12 protein-coding genes and 1 riboswitch are annotated in these 14,005 nt (G+C 42.9%); of the genes, 9 read left to right on the forward strand and 3 right to left on the reverse strand.

Annotation, left to right across the window (positions count from 1 at the left end; genetic code table 11):
* Positions 1-72: 72 nt before the first annotated feature.
* From accD to ACOOEY_RS08550, 5 genes are all read left to right on the forward strand, one after another.
* Positions 73-915 carry an acetyl-CoA carboxylase, carboxyltransferase subunit beta gene (accD, locus tag ACOOEY_RS08530; RefSeq protein WP_420388247.1) on the forward strand — a complete coding sequence of 281 codons (843 nt, stop codon included), beginning with the start codon at positions 73-75 and terminating at the stop codon, positions 913-915.
* 188 nt (positions 916-1,103) lie between these two features.
* Positions 1,104-1,228: riboswitch (SAM riboswitch) on the forward strand.
* Between the two features lie 149 nt (positions 1,229-1,377).
* Positions 1,378-2,445 (forward strand): homoserine O-acetyltransferase family protein, encoded by a 1,068-nt coding sequence (locus ACOOEY_RS08535; protein WP_420388248.1) that lies wholly within the window; start codon positions 1,378-1,380, stop codon positions 2,443-2,445.
* A complete protein-coding gene (locus tag ACOOEY_RS08540) occupies positions 2,442-3,719 on the forward strand; it encodes a homoserine dehydrogenase (RefSeq protein WP_420388249.1) in 1,278 nt (425 codons plus the stop codon). The genes ACOOEY_RS08535 and ACOOEY_RS08540 overlap by 4 nt, the downstream gene beginning before the upstream one ends.
* Positions 3,720-3,845: 126 nt before the next feature.
* Positions 3,846-5,150, forward strand: coding sequence for an NADH:ubiquinone reductase (Na(+)-transporting) subunit F (gene nqrF, locus ACOOEY_RS08545; RefSeq protein WP_420388250.1), 1,305 nt, complete (start codon positions 3,846-3,848; stop codon positions 5,148-5,150).
* Positions 5,151-5,341: 191 nt separating this feature from the next.
* The gene (locus tag ACOOEY_RS08550; RefSeq protein ID WP_420388251.1) at positions 5,342-6,208 is read left to right on the forward strand and encodes a sugar phosphate isomerase/epimerase family protein; all 867 of its coding nucleotides are present in this window, start codon (positions 5,342-5,344) and stop codon (positions 6,206-6,208) included.
* A gap of 126 nt (positions 6,209-6,334) precedes the next feature.
* Here the strand turns inward: ACOOEY_RS08550 and ACOOEY_RS08555 are convergent, their stop codons facing one another.
* Positions 6,335-9,403, reverse strand: coding sequence for a cadherin domain-containing protein (locus ACOOEY_RS08555; RefSeq protein WP_420388252.1), 3,069 nt, complete (start codon positions 9,401-9,403; stop codon positions 6,335-6,337).
* 243 nt (positions 9,404-9,646) lie between these two features.
* Between ACOOEY_RS08555 and ACOOEY_RS08560 the strand changes: the two genes are divergently transcribed.
* From ACOOEY_RS08560 to ACOOEY_RS08570, 3 genes are read left to right on the forward strand one after another with little or no spacing between them, the layout of a single operon-like run.
* Positions 9,647-10,600 carry a Gfo/Idh/MocA family protein gene (locus ACOOEY_RS08560; protein ID WP_420388253.1) on the forward strand — a complete coding sequence of 318 codons (954 nt, stop codon included), beginning with the start codon at positions 9,647-9,649 and terminating at the stop codon, positions 10,598-10,600.
* A gap of 5 nt (positions 10,601-10,605) precedes the next feature.
* Positions 10,606-11,379 (forward strand): HAD-IIA family hydrolase, encoded by a 774-nt coding sequence (locus ACOOEY_RS08565; RefSeq protein ID WP_420388254.1) that lies wholly within the window; start codon positions 10,606-10,608, stop codon positions 11,377-11,379.
* A 56-nt stretch (positions 11,380-11,435) separates the two neighbouring features.
* A complete protein-coding gene (locus ACOOEY_RS08570) occupies positions 11,436-12,290 on the forward strand; it encodes an aldose 1-epimerase (RefSeq protein WP_420388255.1) in 855 nt (284 codons plus the stop codon).
* A 2-nt stretch (positions 12,291-12,292) separates the two neighbouring features.
* On the opposite strand, the gene ACOOEY_RS08575 is transcribed toward ACOOEY_RS08570, so the two are convergent.
* The gene (locus ACOOEY_RS08575; RefSeq protein WP_420388256.1) at positions 12,293-13,117 is read right to left on the reverse strand and encodes a universal stress protein; all 825 of its coding nucleotides are present in this window, start codon (positions 13,115-13,117) and stop codon (positions 12,293-12,295) included.
* 271 nt (positions 13,118-13,388) lie between these two features.
* On the opposite strand from ACOOEY_RS08575, the gene ACOOEY_RS08580 reads away from it, so the two are divergent.
* Positions 13,389-13,550: a DUF1328 domain-containing protein gene (locus ACOOEY_RS08580; protein WP_420388257.1), complete on the forward strand. Its 162-nt coding sequence runs from the start codon at positions 13,389-13,391 to the stop codon at positions 13,548-13,550.
* 69 nt (positions 13,551-13,619) lie between these two features.
* On the opposite strand, the gene ACOOEY_RS08585 is transcribed toward ACOOEY_RS08580, so the two are convergent.
* The gene (locus ACOOEY_RS08585; protein ID WP_420388258.1) at positions 13,620-13,967 is read right to left on the reverse strand and encodes a hypothetical protein; all 348 of its coding nucleotides are present in this window, start codon (positions 13,965-13,967) and stop codon (positions 13,620-13,622) included.
* Positions 13,968-14,005: the final 38 nt, after the last annotated feature.

Below are 14,005 nucleotides of genomic sequence, written 5' to 3' on the forward strand. Positions count from 1 at the left end.
ACTTTGGTGGCTGAAGACTTTTGATGTATTTTTGCCAACTCACTTGAGAAAACTCAACTTAAACCAATAGATATGTCTTGGTTTCAAAGAAAAGTAAAGGGAATTACCACTCCGACTGAAGAGAAGAAAGATGCGCCTGATGGCTTGTGGTTTAAAACCCCCGGTGGAACCATTGTTCACACCAGAGAATTGAAAAACAATGCCTATGTGAGCCCTGAAGATGGCTTTCATGTAAGAATAGGCTCTAGAGAATATTTCGAAATACTGTTCGACAACAACAAGTTTACTGAGCTGGATGCAGACATGACTTCTGGAGATCCACTGAAATTTGTTGATAGCAAACCTTATCCGAAAAGGATTGTTGCTACTCAGGAAAAAACCAGACTTAAGGATGCCGTTCGTACTGCCTATGGTAAGATGAATGGCGAAGACATTGTAGTCTCCTGCATGGATTTCGCTTTCATTGGAGGGTCAATGGGTTCTGTGGTTGGTGAAAAAATCGCCAGAGGAATCGACCACGCGCTGAAGACAAAAACACCTTTCCTGATGATCTCCAAATCAGGAGGTGCCAGAATGATGGAAGCTGGTTATTCCCTCATGCAGATGGCTAAAACATCGGCCAAGTTGGCTTTGTTGGCAGAAGCAGGTATTCCTTATATCTCCTTACTCACAGACCCTACTACTGGAGGTGTAACTGCATCATATGCCATGCTGGGTGATTTTAATATTGCCGAGCCGGGTGCATTGATTGGTTTTGCCGGGCCAAGGGTAATCAGAGACACTGTAGGGAAAGATCTTCCTAAGGGTTTCCAAAGTGCCGAGTTCGTATTAGATCATGGCTTCCTTGACTTCATTGTCGACAGAAGGGACCTGAAAAAGCAACTCACCACGCTATTGAGGATGCTGAAGAATTAGAATTACCTGCTTAAAGTATATAAAGCCCTCTGAGCAATAGCTATTTGCCAGAGGGCTTTTCTTTTATAGACTCTGAGCCACTAGCCTGGGGCAAAATCAAAATAATTGGCCTTCCTTTTTGAAAAATCGTAAGCAGCTACTACGTTTGCATCATCAAGTCATTCAATCCCGACTCAAGGGAAAGAATCGATTTATAAAGAAGCGTGGAGAGACAGGCTCTTTGAAGCGCTAGCAACCATGCCGATACTTCGGCAAAGGTGCTAAATCCTGATCCCAAAATGGGTGCCAGGTGGCATTCGGGAGAATATAAATTGGTTATCATGTTTACAAATCCAATTACGAAACCCGTACAGGGTTGGGTAAAATCAACCCAACAGCAACTGCTATTATCCAACATTTCTAAGCGAATGTGTAGAGCGTAATTCTCCGCTCAATTCTTTTTCACAAATAATCCTTTAGAACATGTTTACTAAAAGTCAGTACCTGGCTGAATCCTCTGATTCAGCTCAGCAATCCTTACAATATTTAAAAGTCAAAGGCGACTTCAGTCTCGAAAATGGAAGTTTCCTAACCGACCCTGTTATTGCCTATCACACCTTCGGTCAACTTAATGATGACGGTTCAAACGTGGTATGGGTGTGTCATGCCCTGACCGCCAATGCCAATCCAACTGAATGGTGGCCAGGTCTGGTAGGTCAGAACGATCTGATCAATCCGGAAGAACACTTCATTGTATGCGCCAACATTCTCGGTTCATGCTATGGGAGCACAGGGCCAAAAGATTTCAACCCTCATTCCGGTGAGCGCTATCTAAGACAATTCCCATTGCTGACCATCCGCGATATGGTTAAGGCACATGAGGTCCTCAGAGCTCACCTGGGTATTAAGGAGATTTATCTTGGCCTGGGAGGTTCCATGGGAGGTCAGCAGGTACTGGAGTGGGCTATTGAACAACCCCTCCTCTTTAAAAACATCTGCCTGGTAGCTACAGGCGCCAAAAGCTCTCCCTGGGGCATTGGTATTCGCACAGCACAACGCATGGCCATTGAAGCTGACCCAAGTTTCTTTTCCAGCTCTCCTAAAGGTGGATGGAAAGGGCTTGAAGCTGCCCGCGCCATGGCTATGATTTCCTATAGAACTGACTCTGTTTACAATGCCAGTCAGAGAGAAGGAAGCGAAAAAATTGATGGGTTCAATGCCGAAAGCTATCAACGCTATCAGGGACTGAAACTGCAAAAACGCTTCAATGCCCACTCTTACTATGCTCTATCGAAATGCATGGATACTCAGGATGTGGGACGAAAAAGAGGCGGGGTGCAGGAAGCCCTTAAGCAGGTTAAGGCCAATACGCTTGTCATTGGGGTTAACTCAGACCTCCTGTTTACCCGAAACGATCAGCAAATTCTGGCACATGGCATCAAGCAAAGCCAACTCACTTTTATAGACTCAAACTATGGTCATGACGGCTTCCTGGTAGAAGCCGAAAGCATCTCAAATATTCTGGAAAATTTCTTAAACGAGAAAAAATGAAAAACATCAACATCGGACTTTTTGGTTTTGGCTGTGTAGGACAAGGCCTTTATGAAACACTCAACAACTCTAAAAACTTTGCCGGCCAGATTGCTAAAATCTGTATCAAGAACCCGGAAAAGAAAAGGAAACTATCAGCTGACCTATTCACCACACAAAAAGAAGAGATCATCAATGATCCCAACATCGACATTGTAGTAGAATTGATTGACGATGCCGAAGCTGCGCTGGACATTGTCGTATCGGCCCTGCAATCAGGTAAATCGGTAGTCACTGCCAACAAGAAAATGGTAGCCGAGAACCTGGAGTATCTGGTAGAACTTCAGCAGCAAACCGGTAAGGCAGTACTTTATGAAGGCGCTGTATGTGGAAGTATCCCCATCATCAGAACACTGGAAGAATACTTTGGCCATGAGCCTTTGAATGAGGTCAAAGGTATATTCAATGGGTCCACCAATTATATACTCACCAAAATCTTTGAGGATCGGCTGGACTACCCCTCTGTATTAAAGGAAGCTCAGGACTTAGGTTTTGCTGAAAGTGATCCAACTCTCGATGTGCAAGGTTACGATCCGAAATTCAAGTTGAGCATTCTACTTACTCACGCATTCGGCATACATGTTCCCCCATCGGAAATAACCAATCTTGGTATTGACAGGCTCAAAACCGCTGATCTGGAGTATGCCAGATCCAATGGATACACGATTAAACTAGTGTCGCAGGCCAGACGAATCGGTGAAAAAGTCTTTGGCTTTGTCATCCCACAATTTGTGAAGCCTCACCATAAACTGGCCGACATTCGGAATGAATTCAATGCGGTCACTCTGGACGGAGAGTTCTGCGATGAACAGCTATTTATTGGTAAAGGAGCCGGTAGCTTACCTACCGGAGCAGCTGTACTGTCAGACATTTCAGCCCTGAGCTATGACTATAAGTATGAGTACAAAAAACACTATAACCTGGGTAAACTGCCTTTCAGTAATCAGTCACCTGTAAAGGTTTATGTGAGCTATAATTCCCCGGAACAGGTAGACCTTCAGGATTTTGAGAGCATTCAGGAGAAATACTTCAGTTTTGACCACTGTTATGTCATTGGTAATATCTGTCTGGGCAAGCTCCAAAAAGACGATTGGCGAAACAATAAGAATATCAATGTGGTTCTGACGGCAGAAGATAGCCAAACAGGTTTAGGGAACTTATGTGTGAATGATCTGAAAGATGAAATAGACGAACTGAAGAAAGGCCAGAAAATCAGGGAAAGAATAACAATTTAAGCCCTTTTTACCGCTCCTATCTTTTTTCAGGTTCTCTTACTGATTTAATCTTTTAGTCAATATATTTGTAGCCCTAACGGCCTGCCTGGCCGTAACACAAAATGTTGATTTAAAATCTATTAGTAGATGTCATCTATCATTATTACTTCCATAGTTGCTTTCTCGGCTGTAATCCTGCTGTTAGTTTTTATTCTGCTTTATGCACAATCTAAGCTGGTACAATCGGGCGATGTTAAAATTGTCATCAATGGTGACGAGAAAAATCCCGTGGTTACCTCTGCAGGTTCCACCCTTTTGAGCACACTATCAGGACAAAAAATATTCCTCCCGTCAGCTTGTGGAGGTGGAGGTACATGTGCCATGTGTAAATGTACAGTGAAAGAAGGAGGAGGAGATGTACTTCCAACAGAAGTTGGTCACCTCAGCAGATCTGAGCAAAAAGAAGGTGTAAGACTTTCTTGCCAGGTAAAGGTGAAGCAAGACATGCGCATCGAAATCCCTGAAGAAATCTTTGGTATTAAGAAGTGGGAATGCGAAGTAGTTTCTAACTACAACGTAGCTTCTTTCATTAAAGAATTCGTAGTGAAATTGCCGGAAGGTGAAACACTTGAGTTCGAAGCCGGAGGTTATATTCAGGTAGATGTACCACCTGTCGTTTGTGACTTCAAAGATATAGACATTAAACCTCATCCGGAAGACCCTGCAGGTCCGGACAAATTCAAAGGTGACTGGGATAAGTTCAACCTTTGGGATTTGAAAATGGTGAACAAGGAAGAAATCTTCCGTGCCTACTCAATGGCTAACCACCCTGCTGAAGGAAACATCATCATGCTGAACATTCGTATTGCTACTCCACCTTGGGATAGAGCGAATAACAAGTGGATGGATGTAAATCCTGGAATTTGTTCTTCTTATGTATTTACAAGAAAGCCAGGTGATAAAGTAACTATCTCAGGTCCTTATGGTGAATTCTTCATCAAACCTACCGATGCTGAAATGCTTTACATCGGTGGTGGTGCAGGAATGGCTCCAATGAGATCTCACCTTTTCCACCTTTTCCACACTTTGAAAACAGGTAGAAAAGTGACTTACTGGTACGGTGGTAGATCTAAAAGAGAGCTCTTCTATCTGGAAGATTTCAAAAAGATCGAAAAAGAGTTCCCTAACTTCCAATTCTTCATTGTTCTTTCTGAACCACTTCCGGAAGATAACTGGAAGACTAAAGAAGACGTCAATGACAAAGAAGGTGATGGTTTCTTAGGTTTCGTTCACCAGGCTGTGATCGATCAGTATCTGAGCAAACACGATGCTCCTGAAGAGATTGAATTCTACTTCTGCGGCCCTCCAATGATGAACGCAGCAGTTCTTAAAATGTGTGACGATTGGGGTGTACCTGACGAAAACGTTTCATTTGACGACTTCGGAGGTTAATTAAACCCATGATAATATTGAAAGCCACTCGGAAACGGGTGGCTTTTTTATTTGTATCTACTCAAGCAATATGCCCTTTCATCTTCAGTTGTATCCAACACCTAGTAATCCAGGCATATCATTAGGTTAGACTCAGGAGAAAGACCAAAAAGCCAAAGAATCTGTATATTCAACATTCAACCTTGTTAGACATGAAACAGAAACGCAGAAGTTTTTTAAAAACAGCCGGAGGCTTTGCTGCAGGACTAGCCCTTGCGCCTTACGCTTGTACCTCAGGCATTAAAACAGAAGAAGCAGTAGACACATCCGCCTTTGGTTTGCAACTCTATACCTTAAGAGATGACTTCCCCAAAGACCCGAAAGGTGTTCTGGCTCAGGTAGCCTCCTTCGGTTATAAGCAGATTGAAAGCTATGAAGGACCTCAGGGCATGTTCTGGGGAATGACCAATAAAGAATTCAAAGCTTATATGGATGAGCTGGGCATGAACATAGTTGCCAGCCACTGCGATATTGACAATGACTTTGAGCGAAAAGCTGCCGAAGCTGCTGAGATAGGCATGAAATACCTGATCTGCCCATGGAGAAGCCAGCAAACCCTGGACGGCTATAGACAGGCTGCTGCAGACTTCAATGCTAAAGGAGAAATCTGCAGGGCTAATGGAATTCGCTTTGCCTACCACAATCACGCCTATAGCTTCACTGAAATGGAAGGTGAGATGCCGCAGGACATCTTTATGAATGAAACCGATCCTGATTTAGTAGACTTCGAAATGGATATGTACTGGGTAGTAACCGGTGGACAAGACCCCAAGGCCTGGTTCAATAAGTACCCGGGTAGGTTTAAGTTAGGCCACGTAAAAGACCGATTGGGTAATACCGAAGAAGCTGAAGCAACTTGTACATTAGGTACAGGGATTATTGACTATCCATCTATTGTCCCTGAAGCCAAAACTGCCGGAATGGAGTATTTCATTGTCGAGCAAGAACGTTACGATGGTACTACTCCATTAAAAAGCACAGAAGCTAATGCTGCCTATATGGCTGATCTGCTAGGGTAGTATAAAGGTGTATTGGGGTTAACGTCACCCTGAACTTGTTTCAGGGTCTTGACATGTCTTAGCAGAGATGCTGAGTCAAGCTCAGCATGACGAAGCAGTGGATTACTCCCAATACACCTCTAACTTCTACTTTACTACCATCACTTTCTTTCTGGTTAATCGTCCTTCACCATCCTGAACAGTCAGTAAATAAATCCCTTCCTTCATCTGTGAAACATTCAATTCAATAGATCTGGAGAAAATTGAATCCTGAGTCTTTAGCATATTCCCTGAGAGGTCATACATGCTCAGATTAAAAGGGAAAGACTCGGAAGCCATTTCGATATGCAATACTTCAGTAGCAGGTATAGGATAAACATTATTCACCACACTGGCACTTTGCTCCAGACCAGCAACTATCTCCACTGTCAATGTAAATGCCTTTTCAGTAAATGCTCCACCTGTATCTGTACTTCTTACCCTAATCGTATATTCAGATTGAATATTGAAATCGAAACTGGTATTAGCCAATAGTTGATCTTCGCTGATCGTGAAGCTTGCATTATCATCGCTTCCCGTACCGCTCACCAATGTGTAAGTATAAGTATCATCAGCATCTTCATCTGTAGTACTAAAAGCACCAACTTCTGCACCCGCCTCAGCACCATGGCTAACCACTGTTTCACTTAAACCAATGTCAGTAGGATCATCATTGGCATTGGTCACATTGATGGTGACTTGCTGATCCAGTATTCCACCCTGTCCATCATCTGCCCTGACAAGAATGGAGTATTCATTTTTCTCTTCAAAGTTGAAAGACTCAGCGGCTTTAATCACTCCATCAGTAATGGTAAATGAAGCATTATCTGTATCGCCATCACCAGCCACTAAGCTAAAGGTATGCGTATCATTAGCATCCTCATCAGTAGCAGTTAGTGCTCCCACTGTTTGCCCTGAATCTGCATTTTCTGTCACTTCAGCATGATCAAGGTCAATTGTTGAGGGATCATCATTTACGTCATTCACCGTAATTTCGAAGGTCTTTTCTACAAAAGCATTGTTCACATCCCTGGCCATTACCTTCACTGAGTAAGAGGACTTTTCTTCAAAATTGAGTGTTTCTACTGCCAGAAGTTTATTTCCATCTATGGCAAACTTGTCATTATCTTCAACTCCAGAGACCAGCTCAAAAGTATGTGAGTCATTGGTATCCGGATCAGTTGCTGTCAACTCACCTACTTCGACTCCTTCAGCATTATTCTCATCCAGATTACTGGCACTTAAGCTTACATCTGTCGGATCATCATTCGGGTCAAGGCTTAGCCTTTCTACTGAACCACTATAAAAGGCGATACCTATTTGATTACCGGGATCTGTTACCATATCCCTGTAGGCAATAATGGCCAATGAGCCATCTTCACTAACGTATGACCATTGTGATTGCTCTCCACCTCCCTGGCCTCCACCGCTGGCAGGGGAGGCACCAAGTGCCTTCCCGTTGGTATAGAATGGCTTTATATCCCTGTCCATTTTAACAATGAGTTCATCATTCGCAATGAAGTGACTTTCAGCTCCCTGGCGGATGAATCCTACATACTCGCCAGTAGCTGCATCCATAATATGTCCACCGAAGTTGATCACCAATTCATCATTGGCTGATAAAGCTGCTTCCAGACTGCCCGAATCATTAATCCAAACCGTCTCCCCGGTTGCCGTATTGACACGAGCCTGATCAAATGACTTCGTCCCCGTTATAATAAATGATTCATTGGATGAGAACTGCAAACCGTTCACAAAAGGCCAACCGCCAATAAATGCCCTCCACATCAGTTGACCATCTGAAACACGGACCTTTCTCAAATAATTATCTCCTGATCCCACATAGAGGTATTCATCATTGGAATCAAAAGCCATCTTACGAATCTGCCCCCAGTTATCACCATTGTCGGGCGCATTCGGCACCTGCATGATCATGTCACCGGTTTCAGTATTGAAGAGCGTCACCACACCGGTTGGAACGGTACCCACTGCTACCAAGGAAGCATCATTGCTTAATACAGCTTCAAGGCCCTCTATTGATCTGGCAACAGGTCCAAACTGGGTAAACTCCTTTTTCCAAATGAGCGAACCATCCGCACCATCCAATACTCCTACTCCATAAGTTCCACCATTGGGCACCAACTGATAAACTACTCTCGAACCATCGGGACTCATATCCCCACCCCAACATTCATAGCCAGGCTGATATTCCCAAAGTTTTTCTCCCGCAAAATTGTATTTGTAAATAGTTGATTGAACCCTATGCACATTCTTCTCAGTATCATTGTTTCCAAACCAGTTTTCCTGACCAGGAATAAATGTTACTGTTTGTTCAGACTCAGAAACAGCCCCTCTCCAAAAGCCTGTGGGAGTTACTATCGCCTGATCGAGTTCAAATTGAACCTGATACTCATAGTCTAATGGTGCCCAGTCAATAGTCAAAGCTTCTGAATCATCAAACGAAGACACTTTTACTGTTTTGTTGGGAAAGTTGATCTCAGGCTGATCCTGAATGCCTCCGGCTACGACCAGATACCAGTCGTCCCGATCTGCAGCAGGGAAGCTAAAAGCATACTCACTCGGCCCTGATGCCTGAACCTGTACATTAAACTCCTGACTCTGTTCAGTTCTCACTTTGAGGTTAATCTGAGGAGCATAGCCTCCAGCTACTCTTATGGTACCGGCAATGGTCATGTTTTCGCCATTCTCCAATTCAGGAGAAGTTCTTTCACGATCATTGACAATGGTGAAATTCTCTATGATATGAAATTCATCATTGTCTTTACTGAACCTGAACTCAGCCACATGTTCGGAGGTACCCTCAGGTAAAACCAGGCCATCGCCAAAGTAACAGTTGGACCAAACGGCCACTACCGTAGACTCGCCAGGCTCCAAATTGATAAAACCACCATTGGGGTGAGTAGCACAACCGGGAAAGTTCTGGCTCTCATTGTCTGGTCGAAAATCAAATCCAAAGTAATTAACAGCTGTGCTGCCATTGTTGGTAATTCTAACCCTGAGTTTGGGGTTACCATCCAGACCGGCATAGAGTGTTCTGGGAGTCAGATACTCAAAATCCAGATCCTGTGCCCAGGCTGGAACAGTTTGAGTTTTCACCTGAAAAGGAAGCACAAAAAGGCATAGCAGTATCAGGCATGAAAAGTGAGATGCTTTCATGGTTGTGTCGTTTTGGTTAATAAAATTTAGTAAATCTTGCGCTAACCCTGAGCGCTGTACTCGATAGGCCTTAGTAATCGTACATCATTCATACGATCAAAAAGATATATACCCTACTTTACATCACTTTTTCTGATTGGTGCCCTATTGTTTTTACATACAGAAAATATCTGAAAACTATCTTATTTTGATTTAATCGGCATTTTTCCTCGCCTTTTAATCATTAATGATGATCTTAGAAATATGAACTGGGGATTTATAGGTTTCGGTAGAATTGCTCGTAAGTTTTTGGAGAGCCTTCAGGCTGTTGATGGTGAAATGGCCTATGCATTTGCTTCAAGATCGAATGCTGAAAGTCTACAAAAGGAATTTCCTAATGTCAAAGTCTATGACAATTACGATGCACTGCTATCTGATGAACAGGTAGAGATAGTCTATATCAGTACCACGCATAACTTTCATAAAGAACATACCATTGCAGCCTTAAAGGCCGGCAAACATGTGGTTTGTGAAAAGCCAATGGGTATTAACAGCCGGGAGATTGAAGCAATGCAGCATGTGGCTAAGGAAACTGGTAAGTTTCTCATGGAGGCTATGTGGATGCGCTTTTTACCTGCCTATAGAGAAGCCCTAAAAAGGGCCAAATCAGGAGAGATAGGAAAAATCAAACATATAACTGCCAGCTTTGGCTTCAGATCAATAGACAAGCTCACCCGTGATGGAAGATTACTGAATCCGGATTTGGCCGGAGGAGCTCTATTCGATGTGGGTGTTTATCCGCTGACAATAGCAGCCGACCTTTTTGGTTGGCAGCCTGAGTCCTTTGATGCCCATGCACAAGTAGGTGAAACGGGCTTTGATGAAACCATGATTATGCAGTTATCCTATGAAAACAACTGTACGGCACAACTTTCTGCCAGTATCGTATTTAACTCAAATAAGGAAGCCTGCATATACGGTGAAGAAGGTTTCATTAGAATGCCACTGTTCTGGAAGTGTCAGGAGTTTGAAGTCATCAAAGGAGAAGAAGTAGAAAAAGTAGAGCTTCCTTTCATCAGCACAGGCTATGCCCATGAGATTATAGAAGCGAGAGAATGCATTAATCATGGGGAAAAAGAATCAAACCTTTTTACCTTAGAAGAGAGTTTGGCAAGTGCCAGGCTTGTTGAACAAATATTGTCAACCGTCTTGAAATAACCACTATGCCCAAAGGTTTTCTAATCGATCAGGATGGAGTTATCTATGTAGAAAACAAGATGATTCCCGGTGCCGACACTTTCATCAAAACACTTCAGAAAGAAGGCATTCCATTTACATTTATGACCAACAATAGCCAAAGGACTCCTTTGGATGCAGTCAGAAAACTGGCGAAAATGGGCATTCATGTGGAGCCTGAAAATGTCTATACCTCTGCCATGGCTACAGCCCACTTTATGGGACAGCAGTTTCCTAAAGGAACTGCCTACGTACTGGGAGAAGGGGGGCTGATTTCCAGCCTTCATGAACATGGCTTTACCCTGGTACAAAATGATCCGGATTTTGTTGTGGTGGGAGAAGGCATCAACTTCACCCTCGAAATGGTGAGAAAGGCAATTGATTTTATTCTGGCCGGCTCCAAACTCATTGCTACCAACCTTGACCCTTCGCCCCGAAAAGCCGGATGGAATAACCTCGGCATTGCAGGAATTGTGGCCATGATTGAAGCGGCCACAGGCAAACAGGCCTTCTCTGTTGGTAAGCCAAGCCCTGTGATGATGCGACAGGCCAGAAAGCATATTGGCCTGGCCACCGATGAAGTAACCGTTATTGGCGACACACTCGCCACCGATATTCAGGGAGGTGTTCAGGTGGGCTACAATACCATTCTTACCCTTTCAGGCATGTCTAAGAAAGAAGATTTGAACAACTATCCATTTAAACCCGATATGGTCATTAACTCTATTGCGGATCTGACAATACCACTGCCTTGGTGGTAGTCGATGGATGAACAGACACACACAGTCTATCAGATCAGCTAAGTAGTAATGATTAAATGCAAGAATTAACTTTTAGAGGAACATCTGTTCGTATTGACACTCAAAATGGTGCTGCTGTGACCTATTTTTCCTGCACCAAAGGAGAAACAACTTTCGCTCCTATTAATAACCGGGGCTACAACTCATTTGAGGGCTCGCTGTTATTTCCATTTCCGAATCGTTTGGCCGATGGTCATTTTACTTTTGAAGGAAATGAGTACCAGTTCGATCACAATGACTTTGGCCGCCCGAACGCCCTGCATGGATTGGTATATAACCAGCCTTTCAGCGTTCAGGAAAAGAGCGAAAATTCACTCAGGGTAAGCTATGAGAGCTCTGGTGAAGAAAAAGCATTCCCCTTTGCCTACAGGCTGGAAATCACCTATCAGCTCAATAAAAATGAACTGACCATAGATGTCAAAGTAATTAACGAGGATACCAGAAACATGCCCTGCGGCTTTGGCTGGCACCCATATTTCGATCTGACCCAAACTGAAGAGGCATGCAGGCTCAAAATCCCTAAAGTCAGCAAAGTAGAGGTTGACGAAAATATGATTCCTACCGGGGAAAGGAATTTATACAAAGACTTTCAGGAGTTTACTTCGATTCAAGGCCGTCAGCTCGACACTTGCTTTAGTCTGGAAAGAGTAGAAGAAAGGAACAGCGTATTTCTTACCTATCCTGATTTCGGCTCTCTCGAGATATGGCAAAACATGAATTGCCCCTTTATCCAGATTTTCAAATATGATGAACGAAGTATTGCCATTGAACCCATGACCTGTGGCATTGATGCCTTTCATACAGGGGAAGGGCTCAAAATATTAAGCCCACAGGAGATGTGGGCTTTTAATATGGGGTTGAAACTATATTAAACCTATTCATGCAATACCATTAATGGCATTGGTATATCAAGAATCATCTGCTTGGTATGACTGGTATGTCTCAGCTTATCGAAGAACCCATGATGCTTGGCAATCATTGCCAGAAGTTGAATATGGAGTTCCTTTGCAGTTTCCTGTAAGCCCTCTTCCACATCTTCAAACTTCCTGAAATGGAAAGTATGATTGGTATGCTTCAGGTATTTCTCCATTCTTCTTGCCACATCAATCTGACCTTTTACATCCACTTCTCCTTTGTCTATATGAACTACATGGATCTGAGCATAGAAAGCCTTAGCCAGTTCAATGATGATTTGAATCAGGTCAGGATTAGGAACTGAAATGAAATCGCCAGCAATACCAATATGGGTCATTTTAGTGATATCCGCATCTTCAGGCAAGGCAATAACAGGACAGGCAATATGCTTCATTACATTGTATGCATTGCTGCCAATGAGTGACTTGGCAAATCCTGAAGCGCCATGTGTTCCCATGACCACAAGTGCTACCTTTCCATCTTCATTGAGGTCGTTGATACCTTCATGCAGAGGTCCATACTGAACGAAAGTTTGATGTTTTATTTTTTCAAGCAAGGGAAACTCCTTAATCAAAGAGTCCAAATCCTTTCTGGCTTCCTTCTCTAACTCTTCGAAGCCATAATCCATTCCGCCAACAGGAGCCCCTTCAGCAAAACCTACCGGCAAAACAACCGCATGATAGAGTATTAACTCCAGCTTCATACGTTCAGCAATCTTAATCGCATTTCCTAAAGCGTTTTTAGAACACTTGGAAAAATCTATCGGGACAATAATCTTTTTCATAGCTCCTCCTGTTTTTATGACTTATTGAATCTCGTTTCTTATTCTTAAAAAATTGTTGACCTAAGTCAGCATTTATTATGATATGCATCAAAGTTGAGCTTTGCAAATGCCGGTGGTTTACTATTCTGACAATAGAATTCTCAATCTGAAAAGTATTTGGACAATGGAGGCTTCTCTGAACTGTCTGAAGGACATGCCCAAAATCGGAAACATTTTTGATTTATAAGGATGTGCAAAGTGCACAAATCATGTTCAACTAAAACTTTGAAATATGTTAACCTGGGCAATTATATTTTTTGTAATCGCAATAGTAGCCGGACTTTTCGGCTTCAGGGGAGTAGCTTCTGCATCTACCAAGGTCGCCAAGTTTCTCTTCTTTATTTTCGTTGTTTTATTTGCTATCTCACTGGTATTACAACTGGTCGGATATTAAAATTATAAAGCACAAAAAAAGCCGGGCAATGTCCCGGCTTTTTTTGTGCTTTATCTAAAAACGTCTTTCCTATCCGTTAATGAAGCTTTCTACATCAGAATATGCTTCTTCTACCCAGGTTTTTGTGTCTTCCCAGGTCTCTTCGGTTGCGTCAGCAATGTCTTCTTTTGCTTCTTCCAAAGCTGACTTCTGATCGAGTAAATCCTCTTTCTTTTCTCTCAGGTTTTCGGCCACATCTTCAGAGGCATCCTTGAGATCATTATCAATCTCGTCAATGGCATTTTCTATATCACCCAAAGATTGATCAATCTTGTCCGATAGCTCTTTCTTTTCCGTTACCCAGCTATCTCCATCATTGCAGGCAACAATACCAAATGAAAAGATAATGGCAATTAGAGTTAAGCTTAATTTTTTCATGATGTTCAATGTTTTGTTCACCATTAATAATTCAAAGG

Source organism: Roseivirga sp. (assembly GCF_965216855.1).
Lineage (GTDB): Bacteria > Bacteroidota > Bacteroidia > Cytophagales > Cyclobacteriaceae > Roseivirga.